The sequence below is a fragment of the Nocardioides sp. genome (assembly GCA_037045645.1).
In the GTDB taxonomy this organism is placed as follows: Bacteria; Actinomycetota; Actinomycetes; order Propionibacteriales; family Nocardioidaceae; genus Nocardioides.
Genome location: JBAOIH010000011.1, coordinates 142,169 through 158,706 on the forward strand (window position 1 = coordinate 142,169; position 16,538 = coordinate 158,706).

A 16,538-nucleotide genomic window follows, 5' to 3' on the forward strand; every position below is an offset into this window, starting at 1 on the left:
GATGGCGAAGTCGCCGTTGTGCATGACGCCGACCGGGTGGTTCCAGGTCGCCTGGTCCGACGAGATCGAGACCGGCCAGGTTCACCGGATGAAGTACTTCGGACAGGACCTCATCGCCTGGCGCGCCAACAGCGGCAAGGTCACCGTGATGGATGCGTACTGCCAGCACCTCGGCGCGCACCTGGGCTATGGCGGCACGGTCACCGACAACGACACGATCCAGTGCCCCTTCCATGGGTGGGAGTGGAACGACAAGGGCCGCAACACCTGCATCCCGTACGAGAGCCGCCCCAACATCGGCAAGAAGATCAAGACCTACCCCACGACAGAACGCAACGAAGCGATCTACATGTGGCACGACACGGAGGGACGCGAGCCGTTCATCGAGGTGCCCGACGTCTTCACCGACTTCGACGGTGGCCTCACGGCCGACGACTACTTCCCGGCACGGCCCGGCCGCACCCTGCTCGGCGAGCAGCAGAAACTGCACCCGCAGTACGTCGTGGAGAACGGCGTGGACTTCGCGCACTTCAAGTACGTCCACAAGGTCCCGATCATCCCCGAGTTCACCCGCCACGACTTCGACCAGCCCACGTCGTACGTCGACTTCACCATCACCTTCGACGACTCCATGGCGGGCATGGGCCTCGACGAGGTCGAGAGCGGCGTCAACGCGATCAACGGCGGCATCGGGATCTCGGTGACGCGCAGCTGGGGGATGTTCGACCACCGTACGGCCACCTCGGTCACTCCGGTCGACGACGAGACGTGCGACATCCGCTTCTCCGTCTGGGTCGCGCGGTCGGAGGTCAAGACCGACGATGTCGACAAGGCCAACCACGTCGCCGACAAACTGGCCAACGGCGTCATCGAGCAGGTGCAGAACGACCTGGTCATCTGGACGCACCAGAAGTACGCCGACCCGGCCGCCCTGTCGAGGGGCGAGTTCGCCGGCTTCACGGCCCTGCGCAAGTGGGCCGAACAGTTCTATCCCGAGTCCGCCTGACCAACCCACTTCGATTGAGGAAACCCCTGCATGTCTAATCCCATCCGCGTATTCCAGGTCGCCACCGGCAACGTCGGCTCCGAGATGATCAAGCGTCTCGGTGAGCACCGCGACCTCGAGCTGATCGGCGTACACGTCTATTCCAAGGACAAGGTCGGCAAGGACGTCGGCGAGCTCGCCGGCATCGACCCCGTCGGCGTCAAGGCCACCGGTGACCTCGACGAGCTCATCGCCGCCAAGCCGGACGTCGTCACCTTCCACGGCGTCTTCCCCGACGAGGAGCTCTATCTCAAGGTGCTGGGTGCGGGCATCAACATCGTCACCACCGCCGACTGGATCACCGGCCACCACCGCAACGCCAACCACCCCTCGCCCGACGGCCGTGCCTGGACCGAGATCATCGAGGAGGCCTGCCAGGAGAACGGCGTGACGTTCTATGGCACCGGGATGAACCCCGGCCTCAACCAGATCCTCGGCATCGTGCACACCTGCGACGTGTCGTCGATCGAGAAGGTCACCACGACCGAGTCCGTCGACGTGTCGTGCCACCACTCCGCCGACACCTGGAAGGAGGTCGGGTACGGCCGCGACGTCGCCGACCCCGAGCTGCCCGGGATGCTGGAGAAGTACACCCGTGTCTTCGAGGACTCGGTGTGGATGCAGGCCGACGCGCTGGGCCTCGAACTCGACAGCGTCGAATACTCCGTCGAGATGGGCGCCTGCACCGAGGACGTCGACCTGGGCTGGTACTTCATGCCCAAGGGCTCACTGGGCGCCAACCTGATCAAGTACTCCGGAATGAAGGACGGCGTGTGTCGCGTCGAGACGATCCTGGAGTGGCAGATGACCCCGCTGACCGAGCCCAAGTGGGACATCCAGCACTGCTACATCACCCAGGTCGACGGCGACCCGTGCATCTTCTCCAAGCACATGATCTTCCCGAAGCCGGGCACGGACTTTAAGTCGGTCGAGGCGTTTGCTTCGGTCGGCATGACGGTCACCGGCCTGCCCGCGCTGAACTCGATCCGCGCCGTCGTCGAGGCTCGCCCCGGCATCATCACCAGCGCCGACCTGCCGCTGCGTGCGTTCGCCGGCAGTTTCGCCAAGGGGATCTGAGCGCCACCCCGATCTTGCCCGGCTGGTCGCTTCTCCCCCGAACCGACCGGCCGGGCAAGTCTCTTTTCGTCTCCGCGATTGCATCTGGCGAAGAACTGCGGCCGGGGGGCGAGTGGTCGTGTGTGCGACAACTCCCACGGCCGCAGTTCTTGCTGATTCTGGGGGTTAGACCGGCCGAGTCTTCGGGGCGTTCTCGGCTGTCTTGCCCGGGTCGCGCTCCACGATGTCGCCGAGCGCCTCGTCGATGCGCGTCATGATGTCGGCGTCGAGTCGTACGCCCGCAGCCTTGACGTTGTCGGCGACCTGCTCCGGGCGGCTTGCGCCGACCAGCGCCGCTGCGACGTTGTCGTGCTGGAGCACCCAGGCGATCGCGAGTTGCGCCATGGAGAGACCCGCGTCGTCGGCGACCGGCTTCAGATTTTGTACCTTTTCGAGTACGTCGTCCTGCATCCAGCGCGAGATCATGTCCGCGCCACCCTTGTCGTCGGTGGCCCGCGAGCCGGCCGGCGGGGGCTGACCCGGTGCGTACTTGCCGCTCAACACGCCTTGCGCCATCGGGCTCCACACGATCTGGGAGATGCCAAGCTCCTCACAAGCCGGCATCACCTCGGGCTCGATCACGCGCCACAGCATCGAATACTGCGGCTGGCTGGAGATCAGCTGGAAGTTGAGTTCCTTGGCGAGCTCGGCTCCCGCGCGGATCTGGTCGGCGGTCCACTCGCTGACGCCGATATAGAGCGCCTTGCCCTGGCGTACGACGTCCGCGAGCGCCTGCATGGTCTCCTCCAGCGGCGTCTCGGTGTCGAAGCGGTGCGCCTGATAGAGGTCGACGTAGTCGGTCTGCAGTCGCTTCAGCGAGCCGTTGATCGACTCCATGATGTGCTTGCGCGACAGGCCGGTGTCGTTCTTGCCGCCCGGCCCGGTCGGCCAATAGACCTTGGTGAAGATCTCCAGCGACTCGCGCCGCTCGCCCTTCAGCGCCTCGCCGAGCACGGTCTCGGCGGCGGTGTTGGCATAGACGTCAGCGGTGTCGAAACTGGAGATGCCGGCATCGAGTGCAGCGCGTACGCACTCCGTCGCGGTGTCGTTTTCCACCTGCGAGCCGTGGGTGAGCCAGTTGCCGTACGTGATCTCGGAGATCTTGAGTCCACTGTTGCCGAGGTATCGGAATTCCATAGCCCCAACGTACGCCGCCCTGGCCCCGCACCCTTCCGGTGTCTACAGGTGCCACCTGGTGACATCTCCAAGCACCACAAGGTTTCGACCGACCGTGCGCTGGACGGACAGTGCTCGCCCACCGATTTCGTCCTATGAGGTGCGCGCGACCACGGAATGCGCAAGAGTGAGCAACAGACGGCCACGAACCCGTGGCCCGGATGTTGTGAGGCCAACATGAGCACGTTCCCCGCAGCCGACCCCGGCACTCGTCGCGTCGTACCCGAGACTTCTTCGCCCGTCGACCCGGCGGTCGTACAACGCCTGCTCGCCGCGGAATGGGAACGCTTCACCTCATGGTCGGCCGAGTCCGGCATCCACAACAAGCGCGCGGCCGAGTCGTTGCCGTTGGGTGTGACGAGTTCGTTCCAGCACTGGGACCCGTACCCGATCTCCATCGCGTCCGCGCGCGGCGCATGGCTGACCGACATGGACGGCAACCGCCTGCTCGACCTGTCGATGGGCTTCGGCGCGATGCTCGTCGGCCACCTCAACCCGCTGGTGGTCCAGCACGTCACCGAGGCGTTGGAGCAGACCGGCACCCTCTTCGTGACGCCGTCGCCGCAGGCCACCGAGATGAGCGAGCGCTATTGCGAGCGCTTCGGTCTCGACATGATCCGCTTCACCAACTCCGGCACCGAGTCGCTGATGTACGCGATCCGCTGCGCGCGGGCGTACACCGGTCGCAAGGCGATCGTGAAGATGGAGGGCGGCTACCACGGTGGCTACGACGCGCTTCAGGTCTCGGTGAAGCCGCCGCTGGACGAGGTCGGCCCCGCCGACGCGCCGACGCCGAGCACGCCGCAGGACGTCGAGGCGGGCACCGTCCACGTCGCCGTCTACAACGACCTTGCTCAGCTCGAACGGATCCTGGCCGAGCACGGCAACGAGGTCGCCGCGCTGGTCGTCGAGCCGGTCATCGAGAACCTCTCGATCGTGGTCCCCGACGAGGGCTACCTGGCGGGCGTACGCGCGCTGTGCGACCACTACGGCATCGTGCTGGTCTTCGACGAGGTCAAGACCGGACTGACCGCGGGCTATGCCGGTGCGGCGCAGCGGCTCGGCGTACAACCCGACCTGATCACGCTGGCCAAGTCGATCGGTGGCGGTCTGCCGCTCGCGGCGTTCGGCGGCAAGCAGGAGGTCATGGACGTCGTGGTCGACGGCCGGATGGCGCACTTCGGGACCTACAACGGCAACCCGCTCGTGATGGCCGCGGCCAAGGCGGTCGACGAGTTGTGTACGCGTGAAGCCCTCGACCGCGCCGAGGCGATCAACAACGGCGCGCTGGACGCGATGGACGCGATCATCAACGAGTTCGCGCTGCCCGCGCACACGGTGGGCCTCGGCGTGAAGGGCTGCGTGACCTGGTCGAGCACCCCCGTACGCAACTATCGCGACTACAAGGCCACCGACTTCGGCCTGGCTGAGTTGTCCTGGCTGTGGGGCGTCAACCGCGGCGTGCTGACGCCTCCCGGACTCGACGAGCAGTGGCTGGTCTCGCTCGCGCACACCACCGACGAGATGGATCTGCTGGTCGGGCACACCCGCGAGCTGGCCGAGGCGCTGCGGGCCTGAACTCCACGCACAGCGAGGCTCAACACTGGTGCGGGCGCGCCCGCGTCGCCGCCGCGGCGGTGCCGGTGGTCATGTCCCAGAAGACCAGGCGCCGCCCGGTGACCCCGGCCGGGCTGCTCTGGAAACCGGCGCCGCACGAATAGCGTGCTGCCTTGCCGCCCGCCATCGGCAGCCACCACACGCCTGGTTCGGCGTCGCTGTGCGGCAGGCCGTACGCCGAACTCCACGCGACCAGCGAGTCCGTCACCCCCAGTTCGGCCGAGATCGGCGCGAGCCGGTTGCCTTCGGCGAGCAGCGTCACCGGGCGACCGCCGTGCCGACCCACCCGCATGATCGATGCACCTTGGCTGCCCGAGCCGGTCGACTTGGCATCGGCTGCGAAGACGACATGCTTCTTCGTCATCGCGATGTCGTCGATGAAGGGTGAGCGACCACCCTGTCGACTGCGGACCGTCGCGATCGTGCGCATCTTGCCGGTGCGGGCATCGAGGGTCTTGATGTACGCGTACGGCGACTTGTCGGTCGTGTCGATCATCGCCAAGGCCAGGGTGTCACCGTGCAGGGCGAGCCGGTCGTACGCCCAGCCCTTCGGCGCGCGGAGTTTGGTGCGCTTGCCGTCGTGGACATAGAAGACGTTGACCACGTCATCGGTCTCCGCGGCCAACCAGGCGGCGGTCGTGCGGGACACCGCGAAGGAGATGCCCAGGCCACCACCGAGCTCGCCCAGGTCCTCGACCTTGCCGGTGGCGAGGTTCTTCACCTGCACGTCGTTCTGCTTGATGCTCCGGCCGGCGCGCAACCAGAGCAACCGACCGCCACCGAGGGCGACGGAGTCGTAGTAGTGCTTATCGCGCGGACTCACCAACTGCGCGCCGCCGCGCTCGACCGAGCCGAGGTAGACGCCGACGCGACCCGAGGCGGTGTAGTTGGCGTACGCGAAACGCCGGTGATCCGCGGTGAGGTTGGTGAACGGGTACGACACATCGCGCACCAGGGTGCGCGAGTCCCACCCGAGTTCGCGTCGCTCCCAGCCACGGCTGATGCCGTGATCGTCGAAGGCATCCACGATGACGGCCTGCTGGGCAGCATCGAGGCCCATCTCTCCAGCCGCATCGGTGAGCGCCGTACGCAAGTCGGTGAAGCCAGCCAGTGGGGTGAGATAGCCCGTCAGGACCCGCAACATCAACCGGTCGGCGAGGCTGTCCCCCAGCCCCTTGCGGATCTGCCACAAGGTGCCGCCGACGATGACCGAGTTGTCGTGGACGCCACCGTTGTCCTCCTGCGTCGCCTGATAGTCCGCCGTGGTGACGCGCTTGTTGAGATCACGGATGGCGCACCGCCACGGCCCCTTCTTGCGGCACAGGTTCTCCCCCATCAACCCGCTCTTCGGGTCGCTCGTGGCCAGACCCTCGGACTGATTGGCGATGGCGTTGCCGAAGTAGTCGGAGAAGGCCTCGTTCATCGCGCCCGGCTGACCCGCGCCGATCAGTCCGGAGGTCTTGTCGGTGATCCCGTGGGTGATCTCGTGACCCACCACGTCGAGGTCCGAAGAGAACGGGCGATAGCCATCGCCACGCCCGCCGTACACCATGAAGCTTGCCCTGCCAAAACGCGTTGGGGTAAGGCCTTCCGCTCGCGGTGACTCCCACGACCTGCTTGATCGGACCGCCTCTTCCGTCCAGGCCGTTGCGTCCCAACGCGGCATAGAAGTCGTACACCTGGGAGGCACCCCAGTGTGCGTCGACCTGGCCGGACTTGTTGTCCGCGCGCGTCAACGGAATGTGGTCGCTAGTGACGACTTTGGCCTGGTCGTCCCAGCCCTCGATGAAACCCATGAAGTCCGCACCCTTGGCGTCGAAGGTCTCGATCGTGCCACCACCAGTGGACGTACGACTCTGGTCGAGCAACGTCCAGGTGTCGGGGCCGCTCTGGGTGACGTGCAGCGGCCGGGTCTTGCCGAGAACCGAGACGCCTGTGGTGTCGACGGGAGCACCCGGCCCTGCCTTGAAGGTGTGGAGGTCGTCGTACGCCAGCGCAACCCTGCCTTGTGTCGACCCGACGAAGACCTGCTCACGCATCGGGGTGCCGTCCGCGTGCCTGCCGGTGACCGTGAGTTGCCGGGTCAGGATGCCGCGCCCCTGCGGCAGGATCACGCCGCCGCGGTCAGCGATCCGGTAGCCGCGCGCCCACGTGCCGGCGAGCGTGCGAGTCGCCACGAGCCGGGCCGCCGAGGCACTCACGAGTCGGCTCGTGTCCGGAGCAAGATCGCGTCGGTATTCCCCGCTGCCGCCGAGCACCTCGACCCCGGCCTTGGTGCGCCGTACCCGCACCAGATATTGCGCTCCCAGCACCGGGATGCCGTCGTGCACCTGCTGAAACCGCTGCACCATCAGGTCGCCGACGGCATCGGTCGAGGTCGGGATCAGCGTCTCGGGGCTGCCGATTCCTGCCTTGGCGAGGTGGCTGCGCGCGGCGGCCAGCGGAGTGGGGGTCGGGCCCGGGTCGGCGTACGCAAGCGGCGCCGCAAGAGGTGACGCGAGCAGCGGTCCGGCAAGGGCGAGCGTCAGGGCAGCAGCAAGGCGACTCATGCCCGCGAGCCTCCACCACGCCTGTGTCAGCCGTGGCCCTGGTGGATCACAGGACCGTGACAGGTCGACACTGCACAACCCGCGGGTCAGCGGGCTAGAACTTGACCTTGACGACGCGCTTGCTCCTCGTCGTCGTGCCGCCGCTGGTCACCGCGATCTTGACCGTGACCTTCACCTTGCCCAGTCGATGCAACCGCTTGCGCATCTTCTTGCCGAACTTGACCACGAGCTTGCCCGGACCCGTCAAGGTCACCTTGCCCGCGCCGACCTTGGTCGACTTGAGCCGGACCTTCTTCATCACCTTCTTGGCGATCAGTGCCTGGGCGGTCGCCGAGCAGGAGGCCGAGCAGCCCAGCGCCACGCGTACGCCCGCCTTGGCCACCGCCGTGGCCGGGATCGACACCGTCGGGGCGGTGCCGCCACCGGGAGGTGGTGGCGGTTGTACGACGACCTTGTCGACCGACTCGCACTGCATGAACGCGTCCTGGGCGATCACGTCGACCGTGTCGGCGATCACCGTGTCGGCGCCGGGACCACAGTTGACGTTGTCCGCCAGACCGTCGCGTGCGGTGATCTTGTCGGAGCCACCGGGGCAGCTGTACGCGTCGCACTTGTTGTAGTCGCCATAGATGCTGTCGACCCCGGGACCTCCGTCGATCACGTCGTCGCCGCTGTAGCCCTCGAGCGAGTCGTCGCCATTGCCGCCGCTGAGGGTGTCGTTGCCCGAATCACCGAAGACCTGGTCGTTGCCGTCCGCGCCGAAGATGTTGTCGTTGCCGCTCGACCCCTCCAGGTAGTCGTTGCCTGGTGAACCGGTAATGACATCGTCGTTGCCGGTGCCGCGAACCTTCTCGATGTCGGTGCGTACGTTGCCCGCCTCACCGGGGGCGCCGTCGTTGGCGACGTTGTCCAGCGAGATCCGCATGCCGGACGGCTGCGAGACGAAGTCGGCCATGTCGACACCCGCGCCGCCGATGTAGTCGTTGTTGCCAGGGTCGATGCCCTCGGTGCCCGGGCCACCGAAGACGTCGTCGCCGTCGCCGCCGTTGAGCACGTCGTTGCCGTTCCCGCCGACGAGCCGGTCATTGCCCGCATCGCCACGGATGGTGTCGTTCCCGGCGTCTCCGAAGATCTGATCGTCACCGTTGCCGCCGGACAACTCGTCAACTCCCGCACCGCCATAGATCTGGTCGTTGCCGTCCTCACCGTTGGCCGAGCTGTCACCGGCTGGGAGCCTGATGCGGTCCAGTCCGCCACCGCCGAGAACAGCAGACTGCACGGGCTGGCTGCATTGGCTCAGGTTGGTGAACCAGTCGTCGCCGTTGCCGAGGTACGCCACCGTCACCGGGATGCAGATGTCGCGCATTTCGAGGTCATCGGCACCGTCGCTGAGAAGGAACGAGACCCAGTCGACCGAGGCTCCTGGACACACGGCCGCATCGGTGAACATCGTCACCTCGTGGGTGCACGGTCCGGTGTCGGCCCAACTGCCCGCGTAGTTGAACCGCACCGTGTTGTTGGACGTGTCGTAGGTGACCTGGAACAACCCGGCCGCACCGCGGGCATCGATGATCAGCCCGTTGGCATGCTCGGGATCGACGACGATCCGGCCGACTCCGGCCGCCTGGCTCGCAGGCGCTGCCACCACCGACCCTGCGAGTGCGACCAGCAGGGCAAACAAGAAGGCAGAGATCCGTGCGGGGCGTCTTAGCGACAGCGACATTCCTGGAAATTAGACCCAGACTTAACCAACCCGGTATCAGGAATTGTGGCAACCGAAGTTGACCGATCCTTAAACTTCACAGATGGCTTCGTGGCTGCCAGCAGGGTATGCCGAGCTCTCCTCTCGGTCGGCCGGGCACGCCCTCGATCTCAGCCTCCTGCTCACGCGAGACCTGGCGCCATGCGCCCCCGAGATCGCCGCAGAGGTCGCCGCTCGGCTCGCGGCAGGTGAGCCGGTCTCTGTGCTGGAGTACGACGTGGCGGCCGGCGCGGCATTGCATGCGGGTCGCCACGACGAGGGCCTGGCGCTGGCGACGGCGGGCCTGAACGAAGCGAAGCAGCTGACAGCGGTGGACTCGACGCTGCTGCGCGTGAAGTGTTTCGCCGCCGCCTGCCTGGTGGGCACCTCGGAGGAAGTGTCCGAGCACGGACTTTGGCTGGTGGCGTACGCGTCCGAGCACGGCGATGACATGGTCACCGCGATCGTCTGGTCGGCATTCGCCGTACGCCGAGCCGCCATCGGGGACGCCGCAGGTGTGGCCGAGTGCCGGGCGGTGCTGGAGTCCTTGGAACTCGACCCCGCGCTGCAGACCACCATCGAGGGCACCCAGGGTCTGCTCGCGCTCGCCGAAGCCACCCTCGGCTCGGGGCCGGCCCAGGTCGGCGAGCCCTGGCTGCAGAGCGTGGTCGCCCAAGGCGGCCCGCTGATGCGAGCGTTGACCAAGGCAGCCCGCGCGATCGGGCAACCCCTGGTGCGATCGGATCAGTCGGGCACGCCCACTCCGCGCCAGGTCGAGGTGCTCAGGCTGGTGCGAGACGGCGCGACCAATGCGCGGATCGCGCACGAGTTGGGGGTGGCCCCGCGTACGGTCCAGTCCGAGGTCGCGATCCTCAAACGCATCCACGGCGTGACCAACCGCGCCGCACTCCATCTGCCGACCACGCTGCCTGCGCCGGGGCGGCCGCTCACGCCACGCCAGCGCGACGTGGTCGACCTGATCCAAGCGGGGTACACCAACGGCGGCATCAGCGCGGCGCTGGGGATCAGCGAGCGTACGGTCGAACGCCACGTCTCGGATGCCAGCGCCCGTCTCGGAGTCGTGGGGCGCACTCAACTTGCCGCAAGCGCGGGCGTCACCCCAGTGCGCGAGGCTACTCTCGGCGTGTGACCCTCACCTCAGTCGCTGCCGAACGGCGTACGCCGAACAAGGTCGACCGCTTCCTCTTCCGCAACCGGCCGTGGGGGGTCGCCCTCGTCGTCGTGCCCGTGTCCGCGGTCGCGCGCGCCACCGAGGCCATCCGAGACCGGCTGCCCGGTCGCGCCGAGCAGACCTGGCGCTCAGCAGGCGAGCACGAACGCACCGTCGCGCAGATCGCCGACCGCGTCCGCGAATGGGCCGCACTCCCCGAGGCCGGGCGACCGGCGCTGCGTACGCATCGCTCGTCCGCGGCCTCCTTCTCGGTGCGCCAGAGCAACAAGGGCGACGCGATGACCCTCGACGTGTCCGGCCTCGACGGGCTCCTGGCGCTCGATCAGGACGCTGGCACGATCACCGTGGAGCCGCAGGCGACCGTCGGCCAGATCACGACGGCGCTGCTGCCGTACGGCCTGATGTTGCAGGCCACCTTGGAGATGGAGGAGGCCACCATCGGCGGCCTCGCCCTCTCGCAGGGCCTGACCACGCATTCCCACCAGTGCGGCTGGGTCCACGACACGGTCACCGAGTGGGAGTACGTCACCGGCTGCGGCGAGGTGCTGCGCGCCAGCGCCGACGAGAACGCCGACGTGTTCGCGTGTTCGGGGATGAGCCAGGGCACTCTCGGCTTCCTCACCGCGCTGACGCTGCGGGTCGTGCCTGCGGCGCAGGAGGTGCTGGTGACCTATGAGCACGTCGGCTCGTTCGATGCGCTGCAGGACCGGATGATCGAGTTGATGGCCGGCGAGGACGACTTCCTCGAAGCGATCACGTACGCACCCGATCACGCCGTCATCGTGCGGGGCGTCGTGACTGCTCCCGACGACGCGGAGGCCGCACTGGCTGACGGAGTCGTACGCAATCGTCAAGGGGACTGGCACCGACCGTGGTTCTTCAGCCACGTGGAGCATGTCGAGCAGGGACGGCGCGAACTGATGCCGATCCGCGACTACCTGATGCGCCACGACCGCTGCATGTGCATGACGATGAAGTCGACGTTCCCGCTCGGCAACACCGCCCCCGTGCGGTGGGCGCTCGGCTGGGCGTTCCCGCCGAAGATGAGCGTGCTGAAAGGGATGCAGACACCCGCCGTGCGCGAGCTGACGGTTCGCGAGCACGTGTATCAGGACGTGTGCGTGCCAGCACAGCGCTATGCCGACCTGCTCCGGCTGGTCGACACCGCGTTCGGCAACTATCCGCTGTTGGTCTATCCCAGCCGGTGGCGCGACCGGGGCGGCCTGCAGCGCCACCCCGACGGGCGTCGCGGCTCGGTCGAGGCGCCGCGCGACGCGTGGTATCTCAATCTCGGCCTCTACGGCCCGCCACCCAACTCCGGCTCAGGTGGCACCGTGCTGAGTCGGGTGCGGTCGATGCTGGCCTGGGTGCGCGAGCAGGGCGGCTACCAGCACTCGTACTGCGACGTCTTCCAGACCCGCGAGGAGTACGCCGAGCAACTCGACCTCGACCGATTGCGTGCCGCACGCGAGCGGATCGGCAGCCAGTTGCTGCCCGAGCCGTACGACAAGGTGCGCTGCGAACTCCCCTGGCAGGGCTGGTGATCGATGCCTGAGCTGCCCGAGGTCGAGGCACTGGCCCAGGACCTGCGCGGGCGCCTGGTCGACCGTGCGATCACGCGAGTGGACGTCGCGGCGTTCTCTGCACTCAAGACCTTCGACCCGCCGCTGCACTCGCTGCACGGCACCTTGATCGAGGACGTGACCCGGCACGGCAAGTTCCTCGACATCACCGCGTCGGGGCTGCATCTGGTGCTGCATCTGGCCCGGGCCGGCTGGGTGCGCTGGCGCGACGAGGTGCCGAAGACCCCGGCGCGTCCGAACGCCAAGAACCCGCTCGCCGTGCGGGTGGTGATCGACGACGAGGCCGGGCTCGACATCACCGAAGCAGGCACCAAGAAGAGCCTCGCGCTCTATGTCGTACGCCAACCTCACGAGGTGGCGGGCATCGCCCGGCTGGGGCCCGATCCGCTCGCGGACGAGTTCACGCCCGAGGTGCTGCGCCGGATCCTGGACGATGCCGGTCGCGCCCAGCTCAAGGGCGTCTTGCGGATGCAGTCCAACAACGCCGGGATCGGCAACGCGTACTCCGACGAGATCCTGCACCTGGCACGGATGTCGCCGTTCAAGCCGGCCAACTCGTTGACCCCCGAAGAACTCGAACGTGCTGTTCGACGCGATCAAGACCGACCTGGGTGACGCGGTCGAGCGGTCACGTGGTCTGGCGGCGACCGAACTCAAGGGGGAGAAGAAGTCGCACCTGCGCGTGCACGGCCGCACCGGCCAGAAGTGCCCGGTGTGTGGCGACCTCGTACGCGAGGTGTCCTTCGCCGACTCGTCGCTGCAATATTGCGCGACCTGTCAGACCGGCGGGAAGCCACTGGCCGACCGGCGGATGTCACGGCTGCTCAAGTGAAGGCATCGGGCAGGGCGAGCGCCTCGTCCAGGCAGCTCAGATAGGCCGTTCGCGAGCAGGTGACCACGCCCAGGGATTCCAGGTGGGGGGTCTGCCACTGCACATCCAGCAGTCGAGGTCCACCGGCGCTGCGCAGCAGGTCCACCAGCCCCGCGAGCGCCACTTTCGACCCGTCTCGTTCGCGGTGGAACATCGACTCTCCCGCGAAAAGCCCGCCGATCCCGACGCCATAGAGCCCGCCGACCAGCGAACCGTCGCGCCAGGCCTCCACCGAGTGCGCCCAGCCGAGCTCGTGCAGGCGGACGTACGCGTCGATGATGTCGGTGGTGATCCAACCGCCCCACCGGTCCGGGTCGGCGCACGAGACCACGACCTCCTCGAACGCCGAGTCGACACGGATCTCGAAGCGCTTGGCCGACTTGCGCAGCGAGCGGGTCACCCGCAGACCGTCGAGCGGCAAGATGCCGCGCCGCATGGGGGACCACCAGCCGATCTGCGGTCCGCGACCAGTGTCGTCGGGCATCGGGAAGATGCCGCGGCGATACGCCTCCAGCAGCGTGCCGGGCGCCAGGTCCGCCCCGAGCGCGATGAAATCGCCCTGGGGCCATTGGTCGGGGTCGGGGAAATGCCACGGCGACGGGGGCGGTTCGACGGGCACCGGGCAAGCGTAAAGGCCCACCGTGTGGGCGCTCGCCGTACGATTTGCCCCATGGCGTTCAAAGACACCGTCGGCCGACAGCTGGCACCCAAGATCCAGGAGCTCGCTCCTGGCTTGACGGCGGGATTCGTACGCGAGGCGCTGCACCGCGCCATCGAAGGCGTCGGCCCGCTCAAGGGTGCGCGCGCGGCAGCCGAAGAGCAGCGCCGCGAACAGAAGGGCAACGCCGAGCGAGCCATTCACGAGGTGATCGAGAACCACGTACGCCTCGCGGGCGCCCAGGGCTTCGTGACCAACCTTGGCGGCCTTGCCACCGCCACCATCGCGATCCCGGCCAACATCACCGGCCTGGCGTTGATCCAGTGCCGGATGATCGCGGGCATCGCGCATCTGCGTGGCTATGACCTCGACGACGGGCGTACGCGCAACGCGATCCTGATCGCGCTGCTGGGCGAGGAGCAGGTCAACGACCTGATCAAGAAGCGCAAGATCCCGGCCCCGCCGATGGCGCTGGCCACCGCACCCGCGCACGACCCGAGCCTCGATCCGATCGTGTCGGCCGAGGTCGCCAGCGACCTGATCACCCGGGTCGCGGGCAAGCGGATGGCGGCGACGGTCGGGCGCCGCGTGCCCCTCGTGGGCGGGCTGGTCGGCGCCGGCGCCGACGGCTATTCGACCTGGTCGATCGGGCGCTACGCCGACCGCGAGTTGTTGCCGCGCCCGCGGCGATAGAGCCTGAGCAGGACCCGGCCGGCGCGACTTCCTTCCAGCCGCCGGACCGTGCGCTCGCGGCGGATGTACGACGGCCGCAGCAGCGCCCGATCCAGCGCCAACTTGGTGTGGTGCAACTCGTCCTCGACGCGACCGGCGTGGGCTTTGGTCTCGGCGAGTTCGAGCAACAGCACCCGCAAGGAGTCGATGCCTGCGCTCGCGACAGCGGCCTCGTCAGGATGGTCGGGATCGGCATAGTCGGTGACTGGTGGCGCCCCGCGCAGCTCGGCCAGGGAACCGCAGACCTGATAGCCACGCGCCTCGACCTCCGCGATCCAGGCGTCCTCCAGGTCCCGCACCCACTGGTGGTCGGTCGGTGGCAGGGTGAGGCGCCGCGACGAGGTGCGCTGGGAGAGCGTGCGGTGGGCGAGCAGTTCGCGTACGAGGGGTCGGTAGTCGCCGGGCGGCAGCTCGGCGTTGACCGCGACGTTGAGGCGGCGGATCAGCGCGGTCTCCGGCACGCCGAGTGACGGGTTGGCGCGCTCCTCGGTGACGTCGAGGGTCAGCCCGTCCAGGCCGAACGTACGGCTGAAGCGCTCCCACAAGATTCCGCGTGGCGAGCCCGAGGGCGGCACGGTGACGAGGTGGACGTGGTCGGGCGGCAGGTCGTGGGCCCAGCGGTTGAGGATGTCGGGGATCTCCTGCACGCCCCAGAACCAGGTCGCGATCGTGCCGGTTCGCTCAGGCTCACGGATCTCGTCGAGGAAATCGCGATAGCGGATCACCCGGCGGTGCTTGACGTTCTCCTGCCACTCGGCGGGGATCTGGCGTACGAGATCGCGCACCGACACGATCACGTGGACCTCGGTGTCGGCGCGACCGTGACCCAGCGAGGCGAGGGCCCGGCCGACCTGCTGGCGTGAGGCGGTCGCGAGGATCTCGTGGCTGACGATGATGGTGCCGGTGACATCACGCACGCTGTCGGCCAGCGCGTCCCAGGCGCCGATCGCCTCGTGTTCCAAACCGCCCCAGGGCAGTCGCATCAGGTCGAGCGCGGCCAGGAAGTGCGCGTCGAAGCGCTCGGCCGGATAGTGCACGCCCTGCTCGGCCAGGGCTTCGCGGTTGCGGAAGAGCACGTCCTGCAGGTGCGAGGTGCCGGTCTTGGGGGTGCCGACGTGCAGGAGGACTGTGCGGGTCGGTTGCGATGTCACGACTCCCACCTCTCCCGCATCAGCTCGATCGCCAGCGCCAGCACCTCGTCATCTTGACGTCCGGCTGCTCCGGGCCGGTGGCCGGGGCGGTCGAAGTCCGGAAGCAGCGCGTCCAGCGACCCTTCGACAGCGTATCCACCTCGATGCAGTGCGTTCTGCATCCGCCTCGCCTGGTCGCGTACCCACTCCTGATGCTCCGCCGGGATCGCGAAGATCGGATCGCCGAGCCGTCGCTGTCGTACGTGGGGACCCAGCGTGTCGCGCAGCAGGCGCGCCCGCAGCGGCGGTTCGACCAGCAGCCCCAGCACCGTGCCGAGTCGGCGGGTCAGTTCGACCGCCTCGGGCGCGATCATCGGTCTGCCGAGGGAGACCTTGGTGCGTACGAGCGGGGCGATCCGATCTTGGTCGGTGACGATCCGGATGCGGTTGGTGCCTTCGCGTTCGGCCCAGCGCTTCGCGACGGCGGCGAGGTCCACCCGCGCGGCGAGCCTGTCGGTGCGTTTGAGGTCACGCAGCCACGGTCCCCATGCGGATACGCCGCCTTCGAAGCAGCGGGTGGTGAACGTGTGGGACAGCATCAGGTCGAGCCGGGCCCCGACGATCAACACCAGCGGTCGTACCCCACCGCTGGGGTAGCCGCGCCTGCCGAGGTTGGCTCGGATCGGGTCGACGATCCACGGGTCGCCGAGCAGTCGATAGGACCGCCGGAAGGTGCGAGGGCGTACGATCGCCCGACCTGTCGGGCGGATCAACCGCTCCGGCGCCGGAGCTGGCAGGCCGGTCGCCACGATCTGGTCGGCCAGCACCGAGGTCGCCACTCGGATCAACTCGTCGGCCGGGAGATTCGAGGGGTCGACGGGCCGGGGACCGAACTTGCTGGGGACCTCGGCTCCGAGCAACTCCAGATCGGGACGGCCGCGACCGGGCGCCGAGGCACTCAGGATGCGTTCGGCCAGGTCGTGCTCGACCGGACCTCGCTGGTTGACCCGGCGCAACAACTCCAGTTGTTGGGCACCGGGCAGGAACGGGCCGTTCGGCTCCGCGGATCCGTGCCATTGCGACCACGGGGTCACCCCTCCGGCCCGCAGATGTGCCAGCCAGCCCCAG

At 67.9% G+C, this 16,538-nt stretch carries 12 protein-coding genes and 2 pseudogenes; 7 read left to right on the forward strand and 7 right to left on the reverse strand.

The window, feature by feature from the left end; translation table 11 throughout:
- The first annotated feature begins 1 nt into the window (after window position 1).
- Together V9G04_18735 and V9G04_18740 are read left to right on the forward strand one after the other, a co-directional pair.
- Window positions 2–1,006 (forward strand): Rieske 2Fe-2S domain-containing protein, encoded by a 1,005-nt coding sequence (locus tag V9G04_18735; protein MEI2715265.1) that lies wholly within the window; start codon window positions 2–4, stop codon window positions 1,004–1,006.
- A gap of 30 nt (window positions 1,007–1,036) precedes the next feature.
- Entirely contained in the window at window positions 1,037–2,122 is a 1,086-nt protein-coding gene (locus tag V9G04_18740; protein MEI2715266.1) for a hypothetical protein, read from the forward strand.
- A gap of 165 nt (window positions 2,123–2,287) precedes the next feature.
- On the opposite strand, the gene V9G04_18745 is transcribed toward V9G04_18740, so the two are convergent.
- Window positions 2,288–3,298 carry an aldo/keto reductase family protein gene (locus V9G04_18745; protein MEI2715267.1) on the reverse strand — a complete coding sequence of 337 codons (1,011 nt, stop codon included), beginning with the start codon at window positions 3,296–3,298 and terminating at the stop codon, window positions 2,288–2,290.
- Window positions 3,299–3,514: 216 nt separating this feature from the next.
- Here V9G04_18745 and V9G04_18750 point away from each other — a divergent pair, with 216 nt between their 5' ends.
- Window positions 3,515–4,915, forward strand: a complete 1,401-nt coding sequence (locus V9G04_18750; GenBank protein ID MEI2715268.1) for an aminotransferase class III-fold pyridoxal phosphate-dependent enzyme — start codon at window positions 3,515–3,517, stop codon at window positions 4,913–4,915.
- A 19-nt stretch (window positions 4,916–4,934) separates the two neighbouring features.
- On the opposite strand, the gene V9G04_18755 is transcribed toward V9G04_18750, so the two are convergent.
- The 3 genes and pseudogenes from V9G04_18755 to V9G04_18765 form a co-directional block, all read right to left on the reverse strand.
- Window positions 4,935–6,449 (reverse strand): M4 family metallopeptidase, encoded by a 1,515-nt coding sequence (locus V9G04_18755; GenBank protein ID MEI2715269.1) that lies wholly within the window; start codon window positions 6,447–6,449, stop codon window positions 4,935–4,937.
- A gap of 73 nt (window positions 6,450–6,522) precedes the next feature.
- Window positions 6,523–7,503 (reverse strand): annotated as a pseudogene (locus tag V9G04_18760) (hypothetical protein).
- Window positions 7,504–7,597: 94 nt separating this feature from the next.
- Window positions 7,598–9,226 (reverse strand): calcium-binding protein, encoded by a 1,629-nt coding sequence (locus V9G04_18765; protein ID MEI2715270.1) that lies wholly within the window; start codon window positions 9,224–9,226, stop codon window positions 7,598–7,600.
- An 82-nt stretch (window positions 9,227–9,308) separates the two neighbouring features.
- On the opposite strand from V9G04_18765, the gene V9G04_18770 reads away from it, so the two are divergent.
- From V9G04_18770 to V9G04_18780, 3 genes and pseudogenes are all read left to right on the forward strand, one after another.
- Complete coding sequence (locus V9G04_18770) at window positions 9,309–10,394, forward strand: helix-turn-helix transcriptional regulator (GenBank protein MEI2715271.1); 1,086 nt, start codon at window positions 9,309–9,311, stop codon at window positions 10,392–10,394.
- Window positions 10,391–11,980 carry an FAD-binding oxidoreductase gene (locus tag V9G04_18775; protein ID MEI2715272.1) on the forward strand — a complete coding sequence of 530 codons (1,590 nt, stop codon included), beginning with the start codon at window positions 10,391–10,393 and terminating at the stop codon, window positions 11,978–11,980. Before V9G04_18770 ends, V9G04_18775 begins: the two co-directional genes overlap by 4 nt.
- Before the next feature lie 3 nt (window positions 11,981–11,983).
- Window positions 11,984–12,851: pseudogene (locus tag V9G04_18780) on the forward strand (DNA-formamidopyrimidine glycosylase family protein).
- Here V9G04_18780 and aat read toward each other — a convergent pair.
- Window positions 12,844–13,509, reverse strand: a complete 666-nt coding sequence (aat, locus tag V9G04_18785) for a leucyl/phenylalanyl-tRNA--protein transferase (protein ID MEI2715273.1) — start codon at window positions 13,507–13,509, stop codon at window positions 12,844–12,846. The pseudogene V9G04_18780 and the gene aat sit on opposite strands and share 8 nt — an antisense overlap.
- 51 nt (window positions 13,510–13,560) lie before the next feature.
- Here aat and V9G04_18790 point away from each other — a divergent pair, with 51 nt between their 5' ends.
- Window positions 13,561–14,241, forward strand: a complete 681-nt coding sequence (locus tag V9G04_18790; protein MEI2715274.1) for an EcsC family protein — start codon at window positions 13,561–13,563, stop codon at window positions 14,239–14,241.
- Here the strand turns inward: V9G04_18790 and V9G04_18795 are convergent.
- Both V9G04_18795 and V9G04_18800 read right to left on the reverse strand, forming a co-directional pair.
- Window positions 14,202–15,431, reverse strand: a complete 1,230-nt coding sequence (locus tag V9G04_18795; GenBank protein ID MEI2715275.1) for a hypothetical protein — start codon at window positions 15,429–15,431, stop codon at window positions 14,202–14,204. The two genes, V9G04_18790 and V9G04_18795, sit on opposite strands and share 40 nt — an antisense overlap.
- Window positions 15,428–16,504, reverse strand: a complete 1,077-nt coding sequence (locus tag V9G04_18800; GenBank protein ID MEI2715276.1) for a hypothetical protein — start codon at window positions 16,502–16,504, stop codon at window positions 15,428–15,430. The genes V9G04_18795 and V9G04_18800 overlap by 4 nt, the downstream gene beginning before the upstream one ends.
- Between the last annotated feature and the right edge of the window lie 34 nt (window positions 16,505–16,538).

Bases quoted from the DNA above. Each gene is read 5' to 3' on its own strand.
- V9G04_18765 (MEI2715270.1), bottom strand. From the start codon at position 9,226: ATGTCGCTGTCGCTAAGACGCCCCGCACGGATCTCTGCCTTCTTGTTT.
- V9G04_18745 (MEI2715267.1), bottom strand. From the start codon at position 3,298: ATGGAATTCCGATACCTCGGCAACAGTGGACTCAAGATCTCCGAGATC.
- V9G04_18740 (MEI2715266.1), top strand. From the start codon at position 1,037: ATGTCTAATCCCATCCGCGTATTCCAGGTCGCCACCGGCAACGTCGGC.
- V9G04_18750 (MEI2715268.1), top strand. From the start codon at position 3,515: ATGAGCACGTTCCCCGCAGCCGACCCCGGCACTCGTCGCGTCGTACCC.
- V9G04_18770 (MEI2715271.1), top strand. From the start codon at position 9,309: ATGGCTTCGTGGCTGCCAGCAGGGTATGCCGAGCTCTCCTCTCGGTCG.
- V9G04_18735 (MEI2715265.1), top strand. From the start codon at position 2: ATGGCGAAGTCGCCGTTGTGCATGACGCCGACCGGGTGGTTCCAGGTC.
- V9G04_18790 (MEI2715274.1), top strand. From the start codon at position 13,561: ATGGCGTTCAAAGACACCGTCGGCCGACAGCTGGCACCCAAGATCCAG.